The sequence below is a fragment of the Candidatus Chlorohelix sp. genome, assembly GCF_037138995.1.
Classification (GTDB): Bacteria; Chloroflexota; Chloroflexia; order Chloroheliales; family Chloroheliaceae; genus Chlorohelix.
The window spans coordinates 221,470-246,032 of the sequence record NZ_JBAXHI010000001.1 but is presented as its reverse complement, the minus strand read 5'-3'; the positions used below and the strand labels follow the sequence as shown (position 1 = coordinate 246,032).

Below are 24,563 nucleotides of genomic sequence, written 5' to 3'. Positions count from 1 at the left end.
TACCACAGGAACGGTGTTTACACAAATTTAAGGCTATGGATTTTTATTTGCCACCTTCCCTAACTTTACTTAAAATGGCTCTATGCTAAAATTGGTAAAATTAGTGGTTTTAACAGCAATGAAATCGTTGGGATTTGAGGAGCGGAGAGAGTTTTCTATAAATTTCCGCTATTCCAACAGAAAGCTCTCATAAAAATTGAAAATATTGATAGTCGCTGCAGAAGCAACGCCGTTTGCCAAAGTTGGACATGTAGCGGAAGTCATAGGTTCTTTACCCATAGCTCTGGCAAAGCTGGGGCATGATGTTAGGCTGGTAATTCCTCGCTACGGCAGGATAAACCCGAATAAATTTGACCTTAAGCCCGTTATCAATCAACTAAATATAGTGCTAAAAAACGAACGAACCGAGCCTGTATCTGTGCTTTCAAGTAATCTCAATGAAGAAGTACCGGTTTACCTGATTGATAATGACCGCTATTTTAATCGCGAGGGTATTTACGGCTACCCGGACGATGATGAGCGTTTTATTCTGTTCTGCCGTGCAGTGATGGAAATGCTGCCGCAACTGAATTGGCAACCGGATGTTATACATTGTCACGAGTGGCATACTGCCCTAATCCCCAATTGGCTGAAAACCCAATACGCTAATACGCCTTTCTACCGCAATATAGCCAGCGTTTATACCATCCACAACCTAGCGTATCAGGGCATTTTCGGTTACAGGGTGCTTGAAATTGCCGGAATAGCCGAATACGATTTTATCTATAGCAATATTCAGGAACATTCGGAACTGGTTAGCTTGATGAGTCTTGGTATTCGCCACGCCGATATTATCAGCACCGTCAGCCCTTCTTATGCTAAGGAAATATTGTCACCCCAATTTGGGGAAAACATGAACGGCATACTAAATGAACGCAGCGATAGGCTTTGCGGTATTCTGAATGGGATTGACACAGGGCATTTTAACCCTGCCACCGATCGCTATCTAGCGGCTAATTTCGATGTCAAAACCTTGAATAAACGTAGCGCCAATAAGCTCGATTTGCAGCGTGAGATAGGGCTACCCCAGAATCCCGATATTCCGTTGGTTGGTATGATTACCCGCCTTGCCAGCCAAAAGGGGCTTGATTTGCTGGAGCAAATTATTAACCCGCTGCTGCAACTCAATATACAATTCGTGTTGATGGGTACCGGAGACCAAATGTACCATGAATTTTTCAGCCAAATTGCACAGCGTTATCCTGATAAAATGGCTTTGCGCTTAACCTTTAACGCGATTTTGGCGCAGAAAATCTACGGCGGCAGCGATATTTTCCTGATGCCTTCTCGCTTTGAACCCTGCGGTTTGGGGCAGATGATTGCCATGCGCTACGGCTCAATTCCGGTGGTTAGAAAAACAGGTGGGCTTGCCGACACCGTACAGGATTTCGACCCGGCTACCGGAGAGGGAAACGGCTTTTCCTTCGTAGAGTACGACCACTGGATGCTCTTTGCCACAATAGTACGCGCCCTCGAAACTTACAAAAACCGGGAAGTGTGGTATAAAATGATGGGACGAGATATGCAACGGGATTATTCGTGGGATAGCAGCGCAGTTGAATATGTCAAAACTTTCCAGCGTGCCATCGAATTGCGGCAAAAGGTGGAATCACTTTGAGCAGCATCGCGCATTTGCCCGATCTCGTAGCAGCGCTTTCCCCAACCGACCGGGCAACGGTAGAGCGGCTATTCCATATTAGTGTTACTACAGGGGTAATGAACCCAGAACCTTCCTTTTATCCAAAATTGGAGAGTTTGTTTGGTTCTGCTCAGGATGGTTTGCGCCAACCTGTAGTGAAGGTGACTAATCTCGTGACGCTAGACTCCTCGCTATTCAATCCCTTGCGTGCTGCACGCCCACATCAGACAATTGAAAATATCACGTTGGATAGCCTGATAGAACAGGGGCGTGCAACCGACCAATTCACCTACCCTTTGCGAGAAACTGCGCCAGATGTGTTTGGACGGCTAGAAACCGATTACGCTATTACAGCCAGCAATATTGCTAAAGTGGACGGCTGGAGCGGGGTGATTATTTTCAAGGAATTTCACCCGCACCGTTTCTCACGCGAACAGGTAATAGATTACCTGATGACCGGACGCGCTTGGGCAGAAAAAGCGGTAGAACATGACCCGCTCTCTCCCTATTTTTTCCTATTGTGGAATTGCCTATGGAAAGCGGGCGCGAGCCAGATTCATGGACACGCCCAAGCGCTACTGACTCGCGGGATGCACTATGGGCATGTAGAACGCTTACGGAGGGATGCGCTAAGTTTTGAAGCCACCTACCGCCGTAATTATTTTGCGGAACTGGTAAATGCCAGCCGTGCGCTCGGTCTTACTGCCGACCCGGCAGACCGGGTTAAAGCTCTGGTATCTCTCACACCGTTGCGAGACCGGGAAATATGGCTCATCACCGACAATTATTCGCCGGAATTGGGTGAGGCAATTTACAAAACTCTTTCTTTCTATTTGCATAGTGGAGTTACCTCTTTCAATGTGGGAATACAGATGCCGCCTATCCGCCCGGTCTCCGAAAACTGGTCGGGCTTTCCGGTTATTGCACGTTTGGTGGCGCGAGGTAATCCTTTGAATCGCCAGAATGATACCGCAGGAACTGAGCTTTTCGCAACAACTGTTATATCCAGTGACCCTCTAAAGGTAGCGGAAAGCTACCGCGCTTGGTTGCGCCAGAAATGACCCCTGAAGTTGCCCGCTTTCTGGTTAGCGAAAAGGGTAGAGCCGCGCTTGCCAACCTTGAACTCGAAGAACTGAACGAAAATAACCAACTGGCAGTTTTGATGCGCTTACGTAAAAATTATGCCCCTGAATTGGCAGGAGCGTTGGTGGAGCAGGCTTTATTGCGCCGTAAAGCTACCAAAGCTGGTAAGTTCAAAAAAGCGGCAGAAATGTTTTTTACCCCAGAGGGATTGGAGCAAGCTTCCGGCGAAACGGTGGCAAGCTATCGGGTGGAGCGTATGCGACAGGTTTGCAGTGAACATACGCCTGTAGCCGATTTGTGCTGTGGAATTGGCGGAGATGCGCTGGTACTGGCACAATATTTCAATGTAACCGGAGTGGATCTGGAAGAAACGCGCCTTACGCTGGCGGAAGCTAATTGCGCAGCCAACGGGGTAAGCGTCATGTTCAGTGCGGCAGATGTGAAGAGCTTTGATGTGGAGGGCTTTGCAGCAATCTTCTTTGATCCGGGGCGGCGTGTGAATGGCAAGCGTCTTTTTTCGGTGGAACAGTATCTACCGCCGCTTTCGACAATCCGGGAATGGCTTAAAAAAGTACCTGACATTGTAGTAAAAATCTCGCCGGGAGTGGATTACAGCGAATTGTCTGGATACGACTGCGAAGTCGAAATTATCTCTGAAAACGGAGACGTAAAAGAAGCGGCGCTATGGTTTGGCAAATTTCGCCAAACTACCCGCCGGGCTACGCTGTTACCGGGGAAGCATACCCTTACCTTCCAGACGAACAAGCCAGAAATAGCTTGCGGTGAACCGCTCGACTACTTGTACGAACCCGATGGCGCAGTGATACGCGCGGGGCTGGTAGAAGAGCTTGCCTTGCTTTTAGGTGGTTCTACCCGCAAAATTGACCCTGATATTGCCTATTTAACCTCGAACGAGGCTCTCGAAACCCCTTTTGCCCGCCGCTTCCCTGTGCTTGAATACCTACCCTGGAACTTGAAGAAGCTGAACCGCCGCTTGCAAGAGCTTGACACCGGAAAGGTGGTGGTGAAAAAGCGCGGCTCGCCAATTGACCCTCAATTCCTCGAACATGCCCTGAACTTGAAAGGCACGCGAGAACTAACGATTATACTTACCAAAGTTATGGGGAAACCTTGTGTAGTAATATGCAATTAGTACTTTATGGCTATGTGATTTAAAAAACCAACCATTAAGTACTAGGACTCCTGGTACTATTCTCCCTTGTAAAATTTGTGCGGAAATTGTTACAATACGAGTGTAACAAATTTACTTGTTAGTAATACAAATTTCTACTGGAGTTGTACTTAAATTTTCCGACTCGCCTGAACAAATTCTAGCGCGTTCTTACAAGGTAAACGCACTGTTTATTTATGGCTATCAAACTGATATATTGAAAATAATGTCTGCACTTTGACCCTTAACATACCCAACACAGAAGTGAGTTCGGTCACACACCGGACTCATTTTCTTTCATAAAGAAATATCCTAAAGTACCACTTGTTTCATTGGAATTTCCGAATGCATAATACAAGTTATATAGCTATAATTAGAAAGGATTTAATCTTTCTAATATAGATTATTATTCCCGGATAAACGGGTTCGCGGAAGGAAAAGCGAATAGTGCAAGCTAAAGTAGCGATGCTTCATTACACTTGCCCTCCGGTGGTGGGTGGGGTGGAGTCAGTAATGGCAGCGCATGCAAGGTTGTTTGCAGCACGCGGTTATCCTGTCACTATACTGGCAGGGCGCGGGTCTGACAAGCAATTCTCCTCTCAGGATGTACAAACCATCATCGAACCACTCTTTGACAGCAAAAATGACAGACTTCTCCAAATAAACCGCGCATTGGATGAAGGCAAAGTCCCTACCGATTTTGAAGTATATGCCCGTGAAGCTTACCGCCGTTTGTTAGAATTATTGGAAGGCTTCGATTTTTGCATAGTTCACAATGCCTTCACCATGCACAAAAACTTGCCGCTCAGTTTAGCTTTGATAAAAGCAGCCGAAAACCTCAAAGTTAAATTTATAGGTTGGACTCATGACCTTGCATGGGCAGACCCATTATATAAAAGTGTTCTTTTTGAAAGATACCCTTGGAATATGCTAAAACAGCCTGTAGCACAGGTCAGCTATGTAACAGTCTCGGCACAGAGACAACAAAGCCTATGTGAAATTTTTATGCCAGCGCTAACCCCAGAGCAAGTGTTAATAGCGCCTAATGGGATTGGATTGGAAGATTTCCTAGCGATTGGCGAAGAAACCAGCGAACTGCTAGAGCAGAGCGGTATAAGCGCAGCAAGGCGTGAAGGAGCGCTTTTATTATTGTTACCTTCGCGTATAACCCGCCGGAAAAACATTGAAACGGCTATAATGGTTACGGCTAGGCTAAAAGAACTCGGTCAAAACCCGCGCTTGATTGTTACCGGACCACCGGGACCGCACAATATCCGCAATGATGAGTATGTTCGCGAATTATTCGCGCTGCGGGATAAAGAAAGTATCAAGGACGAAACTATTTTTCTGGTAGAACGTTGGCAGGATGATGAGAAGAAACCTAGAGCGGTAAGTGATAGTGTTGTGGCTGACCTGTATAGGTATTGCGATGCGTTATTGTTTCCTAGCGCACAGGAAGGTTTTGGTATCCCCATTCTGGAGGCGGCGTTGGCAAGATTGCCGATTTTTTGTAGCGATATACCACCGCTTCGCCAATTGGTTGGCAATTACGCCACTTGTTTTGCACCGGATGAAAAACCGGAAATAATCGCAGGGAAGATAATAGAAGGGCTGACTCAAAATCCGCTTTACCAACTTAGACGTGAAGCAATATTAAATTTTAGTTGGGATGGAATTTTCGAACGACAAATTATTACGCTTTTACGGTGATAAAATGATTTCAAATTTACAAATAAATGCCAGCAAGAACGAGAGTAGCAGCGAAAAATACCATGTGCTACTGGCGCTGGAAGAAAGAGTAGAAGCCAGCAAAGCGGAGCGCGAGCAGATGAAACGGCTTTTCCGGGCAAGTCTGGAGATTGCCGCTGGTCTGAAAGCCAGCGCCATCACTTTGTTGGGGTTAGTACCAATTCCAGAGGGGCAAAGCCTGAGCGAAGGGGCGCTACCCGCCCAGTATCAGCGCACCTTGCTGAATGAAGTAGTAGGTGAAGTTACCGCCGGGTATAACCTTAATGAGTTGCCTGAATTGCGGACGGTAGTGCGGGTATGTGCCGCCAACACGTTGACGCAGGAATTAAATGATGTGATTCTGGAAAGACAAGTAACCCTGCTATTGCTTGGCTCAAGATGGTTTGAAAGCGATATAGCGGGTACAACCGCACGTTCCCCGCTTGAAGATATTTTGCGCCGTCCCTTGTGCGACCTAGCAATAATAGGACCGGGGGTAGATGTAAGTAGTAGCCGCAATATGTTGCTGGCAGCCCGCGGTGGACCTTTTGCCGAACTGGCGTTAAGGCTGGCTTCCGGTATCGCCGAACGCAATGACGGTAACATAACCTTGCTGCATGTTTCAAGATTCATTCAAGAAGGGGATGAAGGTTATCTGGATGAGGAACTAGAAGAATCGGCGTATGCGGTATTAGGGCGGGGCAATCGCAATTACAACCGTATCAAGCGCAAGCAGGTTGCCAGCCAGAATGTACAGGAAGCAATTGTACAGGAAGCGAAAAATCACGACCTGATTTTGTTGGGCGCGACTGCTAATTTGACACCTGCCCGTACTGAAGCAATACTCCAAAATCCTTTCGGTCCGGTGGCGCGGGCAGTATTAGCTCAAAACGAGCATGAAGCACGCAAACCCGGCGTAATAGTGGTCAGAGCAGGTGCGCCCCAAGATTTCTACTTTGCGCGGCTTCAGCGCAGGAAGCAGCAGTTCCAAGCGCGTAGCGCAAGCGATGAATTTGTATCGGAATTGGTAGATAAATGGTTCGCCGAAAATACCTTTGATGCAGATGAGTTCGCAGATGTAGAGCGGTTGGTAGCCGCAAAGAAGGCGCAAGGTTTAACTATCAGTCTCGGATTACCTGCCTTAAACGAAGAAGCTACTATCGGGGATGTAATTCACGCTATCAAGGATGAGCTACTGGTACGCCACAAACTGCTGGACGAGATTGTATTGATAGACAGCGATAGCACAGATCGTACCCGCGAAATTGCCGCCGAATTGGGCATCCCGGTTTACATCCATCAGCAAATCCTGCCAACGCAGGGTATAAGACGCGGGAAGGGAGAAGCCCTTTGGAAAAGCCTTTACCAGTTGAAAGGCGATATTATCGCGTGGGTTGATACCGATGTTACCAATATGCACCCGCGCTTTATTTACGGGCTAGTTGGGCCACTGCTGAAAGAAGCGCGTCTGCAATATGTCAAAGGCTATTACCGCCGTCCGATTCAGGTAGGCGACATAATACACGAGACGGGCGGTGGGCGTGTCACCGAATTGACGGTGCGACCTCTGTTCAATCTGTTCTTCCCTGAACTGAGCGGTATTATTCAACCGCTTTCGGGAGAATATGCCGGGAGGCGCACATGTCTTGAGCAATTACCATTCTTCACCGGATACGGAGTAGAAACCGGACACCTTGTTGATATTCTGGATAGATTCGGATTGGCTACCATCGGTCAGGTCAATTTGAAAGAGCGCCGCCATCGCAACCAAGATTTGGGCGCACTTAGCCAAATGGCTTTTGCCATAACTCAGGTGATTGTGAATCGCTTGGAGGAGCGCGACAAATTGCAATTGACCAATGATGTAAATCGCACCATGAAGCTGATTAACCTAAGTCCACAAGGTTTGCGATTAGATTTGCGCCATATAGAAGACCGGGAGCGCCCGCCTATGCTAGAAGTACCCGAATACCGTCTCAAGCACCGGGAGCGTCTTAGCCGTCCCTAAAAGAAACCGTCAGCCTTACAAGACGTTGTAAGTATGTGGTAGTATATTGTAAGTAATACTGTTTTTATATTTTTCAGAGAGGCATATTACGGGAAGATTGATGACTTTCAAATTCAAGGCAATGCTACTGTCAATAATTTCATTATTGCTGGCAGTAGGCTTTTTTAACCTGACACAGCAGACAAACCCAGTTCAGGCACAGACAACAACCCCCTTAACCGCAATGTTGCGCTGGGGCTACTACGTAAAAACCCCTGTATCGCTTGAATCGGTTCGCAATAATATCGGTTCGCTCAATATTATTTCGCCGGTTTATTTCAACTTGCGCCCCGATGGCTCTCTAATCGGTACCGATCAGGCGGAAGTAACCAACCTAGCAAAAAGCAAAGGCGTACGGGTGATTCCGACCATTCAAAACAGCGCCACTGTACTGGATGATTTCACCAAAGTAATCAATGACCCGGCGCAGGTTAAGCGCATTATTGACCAAATCGAGGGGCTAGTAAATACCAACGGTTATGATGGTATCCATATAGATTTTGAAAATCTCAATGCCACAGATCGTCCTCAGTTCACCAATTTTATGGGGCAACTTTATGCACGCCTCAAAGCTAAGAACAAACTCACAACCGCCGCGCTGGTTTCCAAAACGCGCGATGTGACTACCGGCTTCGGTGGGGTATATGATTATGCTTCGCTTGCACCCTACCTAGATTTAGCCGTTATCATGGTTTACGACTATCATTATCGGGGCGGTTCGGACGGACCGGTTGCGCCGATAAACTGGTCAAGCTCGGTGGTGGCGTTTGCTTCCAGCCAATTAGGTCCCGGTAAGGTTATGTTGGGCGTGCCATTTTATGGCTATGATTGGAATGTCAGCAAAGGCGGCTTTGCGACCGCACGGAGCTTTGACGACACTCAGGATACAATACGTAAGTTTAAAGGCACAACCGGGTATGACGAAACAGTGCAAGAAGCTTTCGCAGATTATAGCGACAACGGAGAAGCACATCGCATGTGGTTTCAGAACCCTCGCTCCCTACAAGCCAAGCTCGATTTGCTGAAGAAAAATAATTTAGCCGGTTTTGCAGCATGGAGGCTTGGTCAAGAAGGAGCAAGCTTTTGGCCCGTAGTCCGCAGCTTCACTTTGCCGACCAACCCCATTGCGGCATTCGCCAGCAAACCGGATAGAACTTATTTCGCACAGACCGGACACAGCTTAGGTGGACAGTTCAAAATTTACTGGGATAAAAACGGTGGGTTGGCACAGTTCGGCTATCCTTGGACTGAGGAATTTCTCGAACGCAACCCTTCGGATGGGAAAGATTACGTGGTACAATATTTCGAGCGGGCGCGTTTTGAATATCACCCGGACTTGAAAGGTACGCCCTTCGAGGTACAGCTAGGCTTATTAGGAAGACAAGTAACCACAGGGCGCTCGGAAGAAGCGCCCTTTAAGGCTTTATCGCCTTTCCAGAGCAGAGCGGATGTGTGGTACATCCCACAAACAGGACATAGCCTGAGCTATGGCTTCCTGCAATATTGGCTGAAAAATGGCGGGCTGGAAATTTATGGCTACCCAATCAGTGAGGAATTTCAGGAAAGCAGCCCTACCGATGGGAAAACCTACACAGTGCAATATTTCGAGCGTAACCGCTTTGAGTATCATCCTGAAAATAAAGGGACTCGCTACGAAGTATTGCTGGGCTTGCTCGGCAATCAGATTATGAAAGATTACGGCTGGCTACGCGCTGAAACCTAGAGGATTTCAGCAATTTCTACAGCTTTAAGCAAGGCGTAGTTGGTAATATAAGGCTACGCTTTTAAATTTTTATATGGCTGAAAAAAAAGCAATCAAACAAAATCGGGAAGAGAATGAGAGTTCAGAAAGTCGCCTTGTGCTTAACGCGACTCTAGACGAGCTTGATTTCGAAAAAATAGATGCTTACCTGCACAAGCTGGCTGAGCAAAGCGGCGCACCCTTCCGATTGAACCGCAGCGAAAGGCTTCTCGAACTAGGACTAACCAAAGACGAGAATGGAACGCTACACCCCATCACCGCGGCGCTGCTAATCTTCGGGAAAAATGTGGAGCTTTATCTGCCACAGGCGAACATGAAATTAGCCCGTTTCAAAGGACAAGATGTAACAGGCATAATTATCGACAGGGTGGAAGTGTCCGGTACGCTTGATAAAATAATTGAGGAAGCCTCGCGTTTTGTGCTACGCAACATGAAGGTGACAAGCCCAATTCAAGGGCTTTACCGAGAGGATATACCCGAATACCCGCCCGTAGCAGTTCGCGAAGCAATCACCAATGCGGTGGCGCATCGCGATTACAGCATAAGCGGGCAGAAAATTTCGATACGCATGTTCGATGACAGGCTGGAAGTGGAAAGCCCCGGCGGTCTGGCAGGTCCGGTAACTTTAGAGAATTTGGGCAAAAAACGTTATAGCCGTAATCCACTGCTCGCCCGCATCATGTATGAATTAAGATTGGTAGAAGAAATGGGAACGGGCATATTACGAATGCGACGTGAGTTAGCAGAACTTGGCAGTGCGCCCCCAACCTTCAGCAGCGATGCAGATTCATTTACTGCCTACCTACCCGCACGCATCTTTGTTGAAACTGAAAACCGTAAAGCCGAGCCAAAGCCAGAACTTGCTCCACTTTTTGAGATAAGCGATTCGCTGAGACCTGAATTTTTTGCCCTTATGCGGTCTGGCTTAAACGAAAGACAGGCGCGAGGCTTGCTCTATGCCCGCGAACGAGGCAGACTGACTAACCGGGATTATCGCGCTATAAACCCGGATATTACCGAAGAAACCGCACGTACCGATTTGCTAGGCTTAGTAGATAAAAACTACCTTATGAAGTTTGGGGACAAGCGCGGCACTGCATATTTGCCACGCTAATAAAACTAAATTTGCACCGATTAAAATTATGTGGTATATATAATCTAATGAGATGTAAATGTAGAAGAAAGGGTTTCTCAAGTACTGCTCTGAGTATTTTTATGTTTTTCTTCAGCCGAGTAAGATAAGCCAGTGCTTATCACTGTGTGGGGTCGTTAGTAATATCTCACCATCAATGTATGGCTGAATGAAATGGGTCGATTTGCAGGAGTTAGCGAGAACTTGAGTACTTCAAAAGATAATAGTGGTTCTGGCATAGGTATCCTGCCGTCGAGCGGTGGAGGAATGTATGCCATCTAGTTATGTGGGAATTATAGGTCGGACGTTACGTCAAGCACGTGTGCAAAAAGACGTAACTCTATTGGAAGCTCAAATGGCTACCAAAATCCGACAATCTTTTCTACAGGCTTTAGAAGAAGAGAACTACGCAGTTTTGCCGCCCCCTGTTTATATTCGGGGCTTTCTAAAAAATTATGCGGCTTTTTTAGGTCTCGAAGGCGCTGAGATAGTCCAAAGCTTTGATGAGCTTTTGGAAGCAGTAGCCATGGGTCTTGAACCCTATCATGCTGCTGACTCTGGTAGTGCTGATTCAGGAAGTGCCGATTCTGGTGGTCTCCACCTATTAACCGAGCCTAGTATCCCCATTACAGCACAAACACCTGTAGAAACAAACAATCAAACATTAAAAGATACAGTTGAGATTCTTGCCGTAACGGCTGAAGAATCAGAGTTTGAAATTGCACTTGCTGAAGTGGTTGAGGAAAAGCGTGAAAGCAAGCCTGAAGTTGTAATCACCGAAAGCAACAAAGTAGCAGTTGAAACGGAAGTTGAAAAGGTAGGGACAGTAGAAGTAACCGTAGTAGAACCACAACCGATTGTGATTCCCGAAGTTACTTTCTCGAAACCTATCGCCTCGCAAGCACTTTTGTCGGTGAGACCTAAGCACACCACAAGCATGCTGAGACAACCCGGTCGCTATGTGCTTAAACCCGCTATGGCGCCGCTAAATAAACCAGCTTTCTATATTCCAAATTTTATGCCCTTATTGGCAGTGTTAATTATCTTTGCAGCGGCAACCTTGTTGCTATTACGGGGCGTAGCTGTACCGCCTACTAATGATAGGTTGGCTGCTACTGCAACGCATAATGTGTACTCAGCCCCAACGGTAACGCCAATCGCGGGAACTCCGGTTGCTGTTAGTAACACCCAGATGGTAAAACCTACCGCTATTGCAGTGACAACGACGATAGTGCCTAATCCAACGGTAGTTGCCAGAATAGTGTTAGGCTCGGCAGCGCCTACTACAACTGAAGCCGCTACAATCGCAGTAACTGCTCCAACCAAACCGCCAGTAAAGTTGGAAGTGGTAGTAGATAATGACGGTAGCTGGGTGCAAGTGTGGGTAGATGATAAATCTACTATGAATGAATTGGTGAAAGGCAAAACCATATCTTTTGAAGGTAAGGACAAGATAGAAATAGTTCTCGGCAGACCCGTATCGGTTAAACTACTGGTCAATGGGCAAGAGAAACAGTATGCTCCTGCCAACTCCGGTACGGTAGTAAAAGCCTTCAAATCAGACGGCTCTGAGGAAATCGTAAACCGCTAAGAGCTTCCATAAAAAAAGAGCTAATAGATTTTTTGTAGGGATGCGAACACCGTATCCCTATAGTTATTTTTACAGATATGGTATATTATCCCTTGTTTTAGAAGGGGATTTTTTTTAACAGCAACAATCGAGGAGATATAGCTATGGCTTCGAGCTTTTCGTTTGATGTAGTATCAGATTTCGACTATCAGGAAATGGTTAACGTGATTGATCAGACTAAACGCGATGTTTCAACCCGTTACGACCTGAAAGATAGTAAAACCGAAATCGAACTGGAAAAAGAACAAATAGAGATAAATACCGCCAGCGAAATGTCATGGGATGCGATTAAAGACATCATGGAAACCAAAGCGGTGCGGCGTAATCTTTCGCTTAAAATATTCGATTACGGCAAGCTCGAAGACGCTTCCGGTATGCGAAAGCGCATTGTTATCAAGCTTAAAAAAGGCTTAAATCAAGAATTGGCTAAAGAAATCAGCAAACTTATCCGTGATAACTCCAAAGCGATACCCCAGATACAGGGAGACGCGGTGCGTGTTACCAGCAAAAGCAAGGACGAGTTGCAAGGTATTATGCAATTGCTAAAAGGCAAGGATTTTCCGTTAGCATTGCAGTTTACCAATTACAGGCAGTAAACGAAAAGTAGCACCTGTTTGCCGGAAGGACAGAAATGAAGCGCAATTTTAGGCTAAATGTACCAGTTCAGCGGACAAATATAGAGAGCAAATCTTTTTACATTCTCACGCTTGGTTGCGATAAAAATACCGTAGATAGCGAAGCGATGGGACAACTTTTAAAAGGCTATGGGATGCGAGAAACCCTAAAACCTGAAAAAGCCCAATTGCTGATTGTAAATACCTGCGGTTTCATCGACTCTGCCACTAAACAATCGCTCGACTCTTTACGCCAACTTGCAGCAGGCAAACAAACAGAGCAAAAGTTGCTGGCAGCGGGTTGTCTGATAAACCGCGCATCTGAATTGATAAAAGCAGAAGTGGCGGGAGTCGATGGTGTGGTAGGCGCGTTGAAATGGGATGAATTCGCACCGATGCTCTCTAATCTGGGAATTGAACTGGATACAAGCAACGCCCTTAGCTACGGCTTGCTCAGGCGCAAGAAGAAGCAAGGCACAAGCGCGTACCTAAAAATTTCGGATGGGTGTGATGCTGGATGCGCTTTCTGCATAATTCCCCAAATGAAGGGCAAACACCTGAGCCGACCTAGCGATACTCTTCTGCGCGAAGTGCGCGAACTAGCCACGGCTGGGGTAAAAGAGGTTGTGTTGGTAGGGCAGGATACAACCTTCTACGGGCGTGATTTGGATGAGAAGGAAGGCACAGCAGCTTTGTTAGAACAGCTTTGCGAGGCTGCGCCCGAAATCATGTGGTTCAGGTTGATGTATGCTTACCCACGTTTCGTAAGCCCGAAATTGGTGGAAACTATGGCGCGATTGCCCCGGGTAGCGCATTATATTGATATGCCGCTACAGCACGCCCATAAAGCTACCTTGCGCCGAATGCGCCGCCCTAGCGACCAAAGCGAAACTATCGTCACAATTGCGCGACTGCGCGAGGCAATGCCTGATATTGCCATTCGCACCACCTTTATTGTGGGCTATCCGGGCGAAACCGAAGAAGAATTTGAATACTTGTTGAACTTTCTGGAAGAAATGAAGTTTGATAATGTGGGCGCATTCAAATACTCGCCCCAAGCTACCAGCCCTGCCGCGCTGTTGCCTGAGCAAATCGCGGAAGAGGTCAAGCAGGAGCGTTACGAGCGTTTGATGACTTTACAACAAAAAGTATCTCTACATAAAAATAAATCATTGATTGGCAGTGAACTTGATGTTATAGTAGAAGGTAGCGGAACGGTAGATTATAGCCCACGAGACAGCCGCCCAATCTGGGTGGGCAGAAGTTATCGTAGCGCACCGGAGGTAGATGGGATGGTGTTTATTAAACCGCCCAAAGGCCGCCTGTTTCCAGAGGGTGTGCGTCCGGCTATCGCTCGTATCCGTATTACTGATGCTACTGAATACGATTTATGGGGTAAACTGGTGTAACTATGCCTTTGGCTAATCTCCTGAGCGGGTCACGTATTGCCGCTACTCCGGTTGTTTTGGTGCTGCTGGCGTTGCGAGATTGGTCTCCTTCCTATCTTATTGCTGCCGTACTGTTTGTACTGGCACAGATTACCGATATTTTGGATGGCTATTTTGCGCGGCGACACAAGACAGTCTCAAATCTGGGAATCTTCCTTGATTTGACTGCCGATAAGCTAATGATTTCCAGCGTTTTGATAATGCTGGTTCAGCAGAATATACTTTCTGCATGGATCGCGATTATCATTATCGGGCGCGAATTTCTGATAACGGGCTTGCGAAGTTACGCTGCCTCAAACGGTATCGTAATTCCGGCAGGAAAAGCGGGTAAGCTGAAAACCGTTTTTACTGCTATCGCCTTGACTTGGCTAATCTTATGGGCAGACGGTGTGAATCCTAACGGGATTCTTCATAGCCTTTACGAATGGAAAATATCAGATATACAGCCGGCAGGGCTGTTCCTCCAAATTGCTTGGCTCTGGATATATTGGGTTACATGGTTAACCCTGTATAGCGGTTACATTTATATTCGCGACTTTCTCAAATTACAAAAGAGAAGAACAGAACCACCAGCGAGCGCTTCCGGAAAAAAAACTGAAGGAATTTTATGAATCCTTTTGAATATTCTCGCCAACAGGCGCAACATTCGGATTCGTATAACAAGAGAAAACCGCGAAACCACTGGGGTACTCCCCATGCTAAAGGTGCATCTCAAAAAGGTGTGGCTGAACAAGAAGCAAACCTTGAAGAATATATTGAAGAACCGGTTGCGGTTGACTTAAAGCCCCCAAAAGCCAAACGAAGTTGGCGAAGCAAAGAAAAAAACCCTGTTCGGCGTAACAACGTTTTTGACCCGGTTGAAGTCACCGAATATCTAGGCGGTCTGATGAGTAATGAGGAAATCAGAACGGTCTATTACCGCCATTGGACACATTTTCTGCATCTAGCATGGCTGCCGTTGCTAGGCATACCCTTGTTAATTTTCCTCGGATTTGCTTTCCTGTTGGCTCTCAAAAGCATCATCTTCATTATTCTTTTTGTATTGCTGGTGCTGCTGGATATTTTGGGGTTGGTGTGGTATTGGGTGGATTACCGCAATGATCGCTTGATCGTCACCAGTATTCGAGTAATACAGGTGGAAAAAGTCATGTTCTTTAAAAGGGATACCACCGAAATCCGATTGGATAAAGCCCAAGAAGTAAGACTGGAAACGGCACGTAACCCGCTGGAGTGGCTTTACAAAACCGGAAACATCACCATAACCAGCATGGGCAGAAGCAAAATAGTATTTAACCACGTCCAATATCCCGAATTGCTAAGACAAGAAATAGATTCTTTAATAATGCGGTGGCGCATTTATAATAACGAGGCTCGCAAAAAACGTGCATCCGAGCGAATTGAAAAAAGATTGCGCGAGATATACTATGGCAAAGAAGAAAAGCCTAAAGGTGAGCCGGTAGAAGATAAACTCACCTTCTGGGAGATTTTCCTACCAACCCGCAAAATCATTACACATGACGAGCGCGGGCGTGAAATTTACACTTGGCACACCCATCCTTGGTTCCTCTTTACTACCACTATAGGTTGGGCGCTGGCTATGGTTATGCTCTTCCTGATTTATCTGCTTCCGATGCAGTGGTTTATTTTCCCAAAAATTGGTGGTGTGGTAACTATAATATTGTGGGTAGTTTTCGTGGTAGCGTTGGGCGGTTTAGGCTTCAAAGTATATCTTCAATACGAAAACTGGCGAAATGACCGCTATATAATACGCCCCGATGAATTTTTGAGCATGACAAAATTACCTTTCGGTTTTGACCAATCGGTGGGAGTTGTCAAAGCTATGAACGCACAGGATGTCCAATCGGATAAACCCGGTTTCATGTCCAACCTGTTGGGCTTTGGTACGGTTATTATTTCGACAGCAGGGCAAGGCGAACCGCTTAAGTTTGAAAATGTGCCTAATCCAGAAGATGTGGAAGACCTTGTTAACGAACGCATAGAAGATGCCAAGATTCTGCGAGAAGATATTGAAGACAATCGCAATACAGAAATGATTTACAACTTTTTTGCCAAGAATGATGAGCTTAAAAGGCGAAGAGCTAAAGAAGGTCGTCCCTTGTTCGGAGACTGGAAAACATAAGATTTTCTCACTACTGCGTCTTTCCTCAAGTGATGTGATTTCTCAGTTATATTATAAGCCTGTACAATAGAGAACGTCCGGTCATTTCCTCTCTTGGCTTCCGGTAGTACACATCTGGAGTATATCCAATGGCAGTAATTGAAAAAGAGCAGCTAGAACAGCAAATCTCCGAGAAAGATTACAAGGCGCTGGTGCTGCGTCTCAAACGCTTTGAGTTCCGTATGCGGATTCAGGAAATGGTACGGATTCTGCCTTTTGCGTTCTTAATTGGTGGCGGCACCTCTTTAGCAGTTGCGCTCTACAGCAGGGTTATACCCTCCTTTACAGTTGAACAGGCTCTAATAATAGCGGAGTCAACGCTTCTGATATTTCTGGTAAGCAGTATATGCTACGCTCTTTTCCGACCACGTACCATTCTGGACACAGCAAAACGCGCCGACCGCATGCTGGGCTTGAAAGAACGTACTAGCACCGCGCTGGAAGGCTATAACTCTCCCAAGAAACTAGACTATGTCATTATGGGAGTACGCCAATTCCAAGATGCCAAAACTATTCTGGAAGAAACCAAGCTTCGGAAAGCTTTCCCGCTACGAGTAGAGAAAAAATCGGGATTGTTTGCATTGGCGTTAATACCTTTGCTGGCTTTGGCGCTTTTCCTACCCAACTCGGCGGCGCTTCTTGCCAAAGAAAACGAAGCTCTTGGTCAACAAGTGGACAAAGAAGCGCAAAAAATAGAGGGTTTGAAAAACCAAATCAAGGAAGAAGCCAAAAAGTACAACCTGTCCGAATCTGACCCAAAGTTGCAAGAATTATTAAAGCAATTGGATACGGCGAAAAAAGATATTCAGGATAATAAATTCAACAGGGAACAAACGTTGGCGAGCATTGATAAAGCCAATCAAGAGCTTTCAAAATTAGGCGACACTAATCAGGCTGCACAGAAAGCCGCCTTTGAATCGCTTGCAAACGATTTAAAGAAGTACGATAGCACTCGCGCTGCCGGTAACGCCCTCAGCCAATCCAATGACCCAAGCCGTTTTGATAACGCCGCCGACCAATTGCAAAAAGTGGCAGCTAATATAGATAAGCTAAAAAATGACCCGGCACAAGCGCAAACGTTAGCCGATTCATTGGCACAGAACGCCAAAAACTTTGAGAATAGCGACAAAGCTATGGCAGATGCCCTGAACAAATCCGCTCAGCAATTGAGCAGCGATAATTTAAAACAGAACCCGGCAGGGGCGCAACAAGCTTTACGCGATTTGGCAAACCAGACGCAACAAGCCGGTAAGAATCAGCAATTCCAAGAGCAATTACAGCAAGCCCAAAGCCAACTCCAGAAAAGTGAACAGGCAATATCGAATGCCGGCAAGCAAAATCAGGATGGTACAAATGTTAACAGTAAACCCGGTACGCAAGCACAAGATTTCGGTAATCAGGAAGACCTCGGTCAACTTGGCGATAGTAGCCAAAACGGCGATACCTCAACGGACGGGCAGCAACAAGCAAGCCAGCAACAAGGGCAAGAACAACAAGGGTCACAGGGTAATCAATCAAAGCAAAGCGGTAATGGTCAAACTCAAGGTGATGGGCAAGGCGACAAGCAAGCAGTAGGTGACGGCAGCAACGGGCAAGGCAACCAGCAAGGGCAGGGGCAAGGTAAAGGCGTTGGACAGGATACCCAGAACTCCAATCAGGGGCAGGGACAAGGTAAAGGGGCAGGTAAAGGAAGTGTTGATAACGTTTACCAAAGCCCAACCAAACGCAACGGAAATGGTACTCAACAGAACTTGCGCGGCAAGAATGGCGATGGTCCCACTCAAAGTACCAACACCAATAACGGTGGAGCAGCAGGTAATACCCAAGTGCCTTATACACAGGTAATCGAGGATTACTCACGTGCCGCTTCTGAGGCTCTGGACAAAAACAATGTGCCGATTACCTTGAAAGATATTATCAAACAGTATTTTGACGACTTGAATAATCGCTCCTAGCGCATAGTGGGCTAACTAATATACGAGGAAACATGGCGACTGCGATTCAAGGCACAATGACTCCGGAAGAATTCCGCGAAATAACCACCCGCATAGAACAAGAGGTTGGACGCATTATCGTTGGGCAAAAAGATATTGTTCGTTACGTAATGGTAAGTATAATATCAGGCGGGCATGTGTTGCTGGAAGGCGTGCCGGGATTGGGCAAAACCGCGCTGGTACGTACTCTGGCGGAAGTGCTGGAACTGCGATTCAGCCGAATCCAGTTCACCCCCGACCTGATGCCAGCGGATATTGTAGGAACGAATATATTGCTGGAAGACCAACATGGCGGTAGGCAATTCCGGTTTCAGCCCGGTCCAATTTTTGCCAATCTGGTGTTGGCAGACGAAATCAACCGCGCTACTCCCAAAACGCAATCCGCGCTACTAGAAGCCATGCAAGAACGTACCGTAACAGTATCGAACCAAACTTACCGGGTAGAACGTCCATTCTTCGTGCTGGCTACGCAAAACCCTATAGACATGGAAGGTACTTACCCGCTCCCGGAAGCGCAATTAGACCGCTTCTTTTTCAAATTGCAGGTGGACTTTCCTAAAGAGGAGGAGTTAATGGAGATTCTAGGACGCACCACCGGAGGCGATAAGCCCAAGCTAAGCAAAATAGCAGACGGGCAAAAAGTTATGGCAATGGGCGAACTAGCACGCCACATCCCGGTCGCCCCTCACGTTCAGAATTATGTAGCGCGTATTGTGTTGTCAACCCACCCGGATAGCGACAGTGCGCCCGCCTTCGTAAAGCAATATGTGCGTTTCGGCTCCAGTCCGCGTGGAGCGCAAGCAATAATGCTGTCTTCAAAAATTGTGGCGCTTATGGATGGGCGGTTTAACGTGGCTTTTGAAGATATTCGCACAGTAGCACACTATGCGCTGCGCCATCGCCTTATTCTTAACTTTGAAGGCGAGGCAGAAGGTATTGATGCAGACAAGGTTATTGACGAAATTCTCAAAACAGTGCCGGAAGATAAAAGGAGCAAGTAAGCGGGGCGTTGATTTTTTACATTAGTTTTACAGTTTATCAGACTCTTTTAAGACAAAAAAGAGTAAAATTTGTTCAGGCTATGTGCCGCCCTGATTGTGGAGAATAAGCCTTCGCTCCTCGGTATATTACCGCAATACAGGTTTATACACACCTAATGCGTTTATATTCAATTTCACACCCTAATAATTTTATGCCAAAATCGAATCTTTTCAGAAAACTAGAATTGTTGCTGATAGCGGTACTGTTAGCAGCGCTGTTGATAGCTTGCTCCTCAAATAACGGGATTGCAAATAAACCGGGTCAGGGTGTGGTGGCTTTGCCTTCAATTGAAGTTGACCACAACGGAGGCGTTATTGTAAGTTCCGACAATGTTTCAACTCCGGTTAAAGTCTCCTCAGAGCAACCTACCGTAACTCCGGTGTCAATCCCTACACCCAAACCGTCCCCCACACATCCGGTCATTGTTACTCCCACTTTAAGCGGTACGCCAGAGCCTATAGATAAAAATTATGAGCTTGGCTTGCTTAAAAAAGCTTATGACAATATCAACCAACACCTTTTTAAAGAACCTGATAACAGCGCAATTCTGACGGTAACTCTAAAGGAATTGAGAAGTATTACAGGCATAGAGATTAACATTCCTGCTTTCTCCGGTACGCCGGAACAAAGCTGGAACAAATTCAGTGAAACTTATAACAATGCGCTGGATGTTCTTATTGCCAAAGGCTGGCAATACCCTAAAGGGGATTTGGCGCACCGCCTGATAATTGAAATGGCTTATGCGGTAGGCGATGAGCATACCTATTTTATGAACAAAACCGCCACGCAAAATCGCCAAAACCTTTTTGCAGGCGACAATAGCCAAATCGGTTTCGGGATTGTGCCAGTATTCTATAACGATAAGGTTTATATTTCGCGAGTAATCCCGACTGCGCCCGCCGGTAAAATCGGATTGCGTGCCGGTGACCAGATTGCAGCGTATGACGATGTAATGCTTTCTACCAAAAATTGGCAAATTGTGCGAGATGCTAAAGAAAATGAAAATCACAAATTTACGATACAGCGAATAGGCGAATCTAATTTGCTCTTTATTAACGTGGTAAAAGCACGTTATAACATGCCGACAGTGGAATACCGCATGGTAAATGCAAATATCGGCTATATTGCCATTCGCGACTTTTTTAAAAATGTTGCCGACGAAACAGACCAAGCGATGCGCGATTTATACGCAAAAGGCGCGGTAGCATGGATAATTGATGTGCGGGGCAATCCCGGCGGTATCAATTTCGACCAATTGGCGGGGAGATTTCTGGAAAACGGTCAAGTGATAGGTTACGACTATGACCGTACAAACCGGAGCGAGGTGAGAGTCAGCAATGGAGGGACAACGGGCAACAACAAGGGCAAGGCTTTCAGCCCATTGCTGCCAATAGCAGTTTTGATAGACGATGGTAGCGCCTCTGCCAGCGAAATTTTTGCGCTCACTATGCGCGATTACAAACTAGGCTCGTTGATTGGGACACGTTCAGCCGGGGCGCTTGGGTACACCCAAGAATTTCAACTGGGCGATGGCACTTCGATTAGCGTTACTATCCGGGAGTATGAGTCAAAGGGCGGCGAAAAGTTGAACGGTTTGGGTATTGAGCCGGAAATAAAGGTGGATTTGACGGTAGAAGACCTTGCGATGGGACGTGACCCGCAACTTGGGGCTGGAGTGAGTTATCTGCAAAAATCGCTGGCTAATAAGGATTCTTAAGCTCTCAGGCTAGGGGAGAATGAAATTTATGCCAAGTTTGCTAGATGAGGATTTCTTGAGAAAAATAGATCGCCTCGTGTTGGTCAGCAAACGCATGCGTATGGGTAGCCTGAAAGGCGCAAGGCGAAGCGTTAAACGCGGTACTTCGGTAGAGTTTGCCGATTACCGCAATTATACACACGGGGATGACCTGCGCCAAGTGGACTGGAATATTTACGCACGCCTTGAAAAGGTTTTCATCAAACTATTCGAGGAAGAAGAAGAATTGACCGTACACATATTGCTGGATTGTAGCCGTTCAATGGATTGGAGCGGTCCCGATAGCGAACTGTTAGAGGGTGAGGGCGGAGCGAATCCGGCTTATAACAAGCTATGGTATGCCAAAAGAGTAGCCGCTGCTATTAGCTACATGGGTCTGGCAGCGATGGATCGCGTTACTATTTCGGGTTTAAGCGCGGTGGGCAATAGCAATGAGCTACGTATGCCCATAATTCGTGGTAAAAATCAGACTGTACGCATGATTCGCTTTGTAGAAAAGCTACAAGCGGGTGGAGTGGAAAATTTGAATACATCGCTACGAAATTACGCCTCCCAGATTCGCTATGGCGGATTGGTATTTCTGATTTCGGATTTGCTTACACCGAACGGGTGTTTTGAAGGTTTGCGTGCGCTACAAAACGCTGGTTTTGAAGTTAATGTGATAAATGTGCTTTCTCCTGACGAAATAAACCCGGTCTTGCGTGGCGATTTGAAATTGGTGGATATTGAAACAGGCGAAGTTCAGGAAGTAAGTATAGATAGCAAGGCTTTGGAAATGTACCGCCAAGAATTTAATCTGTGGCAACGCGAGATTATAGATTTTTGCCAGCGCCGAGCTATTAACTATATCCAAGTGGATACAACTGTGCCGTTCGATGTTTTAGTTTTGCACTATATGAGACAGCGTGGCTTGGTGGCTTAGAGAGGTTGCGTTATGGGGTTTTTGTTTCCTCTAGGCTTATTGTTTCTACTATTGGCGATTCCGATTATCCTCTTTTACCTGCTAAAACTGCGGCGCGAAGAAATGACGGTAAGCAGCAATTTACTATGGCGCAAAGTTTTACAAGACCGCCAAGCTAACGCGCCATGGCAAAAACTTCAAAAAAACTGGCTGATGTTTTTGCAATTGCTTTTATTGTTGATAATGACGGTGGTGTTGAGCCAGCCATTTTTTGAAAGTCAGGCAACCGCCTCCGGTAATATTATTGTGTTGCTGGATAGCAGCGCAACTATGCAAGCTACTGATGTTGCGCCCAACCGCTTCTCCAAAGCCAAGCAAGAAGTTATAAACCTTATTGACCAGATGGGCAACAACGACAGGATGACTCTGGTGTTGATACGAAGTTTCCCCGAAGTAGTTGCTACCGCTTCAAGTAACAAAGCCGAATTGAGAAATGCGCTGGATAAAGCCAAAGTCACCAACGAAGCTATTAACGCTAAAGGCGCAATTACACTGGTTGCCAACAATGCAGACCGCACCCCCGGCGCTACTGTTATTGTGGTCAGCAATGGCAGTTTTACCCGCGCAGAAATCTTGCCACCGCTACGCGCCAAAGTACGTTATATCAAAATTGGAGAAAGTGATAGCAACCAAGCAATTACAGGTTTGAGATTGCGTGAATCGGGTGTAGCTCCTCAATTATTTGTAAGACTAAGTAACTACGCAGAAAAACCTGCTAAAGTTATTTTACAGGTAACGGTAGAAGGCAAGGTGTTTAATACTCGCGAGGTAGCTATTGGAGCAAACGACAAGTTTGAACTTACATTAACCAATTTGCCCTCTACAACAAGAGTGGTAAACGCTTTCATCAAGCCCGTAGGCGGAACACAGGATTTTCTTGAGGTTGATAATCAGGCATGGACGGTACGTAACGCAGGAGACCCCCAGAAAATATTGCTGGTAACTACGGGAAACAGCTTTCTCAGTACGTTGCTGACACGCATGCCCAATTATAAAGTCTCAAAAATTGACCCAACTGAGTATGAGGCTCTAAATAATAAATCCGACTACAACGTTTTTATATTTGATGAATTTGCCCCTAATCAATTACCGTCCGGCGCAGGAGTATGGCTTATAGGACCCAACAACTCGCCTAGCTTGCCTATAACAGGAAGCAGCAAAGAACCTATAGTGGGGCGGTTGGAACAAAACGACCCAATCTTACGCTATACCGACCTAAGTTCAATCGAAATTGCCGAAGCGCAACAATTCGAGATGCCGAGTTGGGCGCATGTAGTAGCAGCGGCGGGTGATGGAACTCCTTTGATAATTGCGGGTGAGAGACAGGGGCAACGTATTGCAGCGCTATCCTTCAACCTACACAACAGCAATCTGGCTTTAAACGTCTCGTGGCCTATTTTAATGGTCAATACGTTAGGGTGGATTCAACCGCAAGGCGCGATAGATGCAATCTCGGAAGCATCGCCGGGAGAACCTGTTAGTTTTGTGGTAGGCAGCAGCAACGAGCAAATAAGCGTTACACCGCCGGGCAGCGGCGCACAAACCCTGAAAGTTATTAACAATGTGGCTTCCTTTACCGATACCTCTCAGACAGGCGTTTATCAGGTAGCACGACAGCTTGATAATGGCGGAAACGCCACAACACGCCCGCGCATTGTAAATGAATCTTTTGTGGTAAATCTCTTCAGCGCTACCGTAAGCAACATCAAACCGTTGGATGATTTGGGTTTACAGGGTACAAATTTCGGAGCGCAAAATAATGTAAAGGTAAAAACCGAACATGGAGCTTGGCAGCCGCTGGCGCTCATAGCATTAATCTTGTTAATGCTGGAATGGTTTGTCTTTTACAAAGGTAAGATAAAGCTATTTTCGCAGAAAAAAACAGTAGTAACAAAACAGCATAAATAAATATTTATTGCATGCAAATTTTCGTGTGGAAAACTTCCGGCACTTTTCCACATGTAATCCACACAATTGTCCACTTATTAAATACTTGCTAGTTATTAAATATTTTTTATGCTTCTAAGAGTTTTTCAACATAATGTGGACAATTGTGGATTAAAAAGCATAGATAGGCGGTAAATATCCTACATAATGGATAATTTACCAGTATGACTCCACAAAATGTGGATATATGGGGATAAGTTAGCATTACCCATTTTATTCCACAAATTGTGGAAAATGGTGTATAAATTTAAACCAGTGTTATATTTTGCAGAATATTGAGGGTTTTTTGATAGCGTTATAAAGAAATAATGTAGATATACACATTTTATGTGGATAAGTGCATAACTTATATTCACAAAATCTGGATTCATGGTGGATAATTAAGGCTGCAA

At 46.1% G+C, this 24,563-nt stretch carries 17 protein-coding genes; all 17 read left to right on the top strand.

Annotated elements, in window-relative coordinates:
- Window positions 1-196 precede the first annotated feature (196 nt).
- The 17 genes from WCK19_RS01075 (at window position 197) to WCK19_RS00995 (ending at window position 24,132) form a co-directional block, all read left to right on the top strand.
- Window positions 197-1,657, top strand: coding sequence for a glycogen/starch synthase (locus WCK19_RS01075; protein WP_342395494.1), 1,461 nt, complete (start codon window positions 197-199; stop codon window positions 1,655-1,657).
- Entirely contained in the window at window positions 1,654-2,739 is a 1,086-nt protein-coding gene (locus WCK19_RS01070) for a hypothetical protein (RefSeq protein WP_342395493.1), read from the top strand. The genes WCK19_RS01075 and WCK19_RS01070 overlap by 4 nt, the downstream gene beginning before the upstream one ends.
- Complete coding sequence (locus tag WCK19_RS01065; protein WP_342395492.1) at window positions 2,736-3,914, top strand: class I SAM-dependent methyltransferase; 1,179 nt, start codon at window positions 2,736-2,738, stop codon at window positions 3,912-3,914. Before WCK19_RS01070 ends, WCK19_RS01065 begins: the two co-directional genes overlap by 4 nt.
- Before the next feature lie 465 nt (window positions 3,915-4,379).
- Window positions 4,380-5,642: a glycosyltransferase family 4 protein gene (locus WCK19_RS01060; RefSeq protein ID WP_342395491.1), complete on the top strand. Its 1,263-nt coding sequence runs from the start codon at window positions 4,380-4,382 to the stop codon at window positions 5,640-5,642.
- A 4-nt stretch (window positions 5,643-5,646) separates the two neighbouring features.
- Window positions 5,647-7,668, top strand: coding sequence for a glucosyl-3-phosphoglycerate synthase (locus tag WCK19_RS01055; RefSeq protein ID WP_342395490.1), 2,022 nt, complete (start codon window positions 5,647-5,649; stop codon window positions 7,666-7,668).
- A gap of 100 nt (window positions 7,669-7,768) precedes the next feature.
- Window positions 7,769-9,430, top strand: coding sequence for a glycosyl hydrolase family 18 protein (locus tag WCK19_RS01050; RefSeq protein WP_342395489.1), 1,662 nt, complete (start codon window positions 7,769-7,771; stop codon window positions 9,428-9,430).
- Window positions 9,431-9,566: 136 nt separating this feature from the next.
- On the top strand, window positions 9,567-10,583 hold the full coding sequence (locus WCK19_RS01045) for an ATP-binding protein (RefSeq protein WP_342395488.1): 1,017 nt from the start codon (window positions 9,567-9,569) through the stop codon (window positions 10,581-10,583).
- A gap of 289 nt (window positions 10,584-10,872) precedes the next feature.
- Window positions 10,873-12,192, top strand: coding sequence for a RodZ domain-containing protein (locus WCK19_RS01040; protein WP_342395487.1), 1,320 nt, complete (start codon window positions 10,873-10,875; stop codon window positions 12,190-12,192).
- A gap of 143 nt (window positions 12,193-12,335) precedes the next feature.
- Window positions 12,336-12,827, top strand: a complete 492-nt coding sequence (locus WCK19_RS01035; RefSeq protein WP_342395486.1) for a YajQ family cyclic di-GMP-binding protein — start codon at window positions 12,336-12,338, stop codon at window positions 12,825-12,827.
- Window positions 12,828-12,862: 35 nt separating this feature from the next.
- Window positions 12,863-14,254, top strand: a complete 1,392-nt coding sequence (gene rimO, locus WCK19_RS01030) for a 30S ribosomal protein S12 methylthiotransferase RimO (RefSeq protein ID WP_342395485.1) — start codon at window positions 12,863-12,865, stop codon at window positions 14,252-14,254.
- A 2-nt stretch (window positions 14,255-14,256) separates the two neighbouring features.
- Window positions 14,257-14,904: a CDP-diacylglycerol--glycerol-3-phosphate 3-phosphatidyltransferase gene (gene pgsA / locus WCK19_RS01025; RefSeq protein WP_342395484.1), complete on the top strand. Its 648-nt coding sequence runs from the start codon at window positions 14,257-14,259 to the stop codon at window positions 14,902-14,904.
- Entirely contained in the window at window positions 14,901-16,433 is a 1,533-nt protein-coding gene (locus WCK19_RS01020) for a PH domain-containing protein (RefSeq protein ID WP_342395483.1), read from the top strand. Before pgsA ends, WCK19_RS01020 begins: the two co-directional genes overlap by 4 nt.
- Before the next feature lie 128 nt (window positions 16,434-16,561).
- Entirely contained in the window at window positions 16,562-18,427 is a 1,866-nt protein-coding gene (locus WCK19_RS01015; protein ID WP_342395482.1) for a hypothetical protein, read from the top strand.
- A 32-nt stretch (window positions 18,428-18,459) separates the two neighbouring features.
- A complete protein-coding gene (locus tag WCK19_RS01010) occupies window positions 18,460-19,467 on the top strand; it encodes a MoxR family ATPase (RefSeq protein WP_342395481.1) in 1,008 nt (335 codons plus the stop codon).
- A 155-nt stretch (window positions 19,468-19,622) separates the two neighbouring features.
- Entirely contained in the window at window positions 19,623-21,224 is a 1,602-nt protein-coding gene (locus WCK19_RS01005; RefSeq protein ID WP_342395480.1) for a S41 family peptidase, read from the top strand.
- 28 nt (window positions 21,225-21,252) lie between these two features.
- Complete coding sequence (locus tag WCK19_RS01000; RefSeq protein WP_342395479.1) at window positions 21,253-22,185, top strand: DUF58 domain-containing protein; 933 nt, start codon at window positions 21,253-21,255, stop codon at window positions 22,183-22,185.
- Between the two features lie 12 nt (window positions 22,186-22,197).
- Window positions 22,198-24,132, top strand: a complete 1,935-nt coding sequence (locus WCK19_RS00995; RefSeq protein ID WP_342395478.1) for a BatA and WFA domain-containing protein — start codon at window positions 22,198-22,200, stop codon at window positions 24,130-24,132.
- Window positions 24,133-24,563 lie beyond the last annotated feature (431 nt).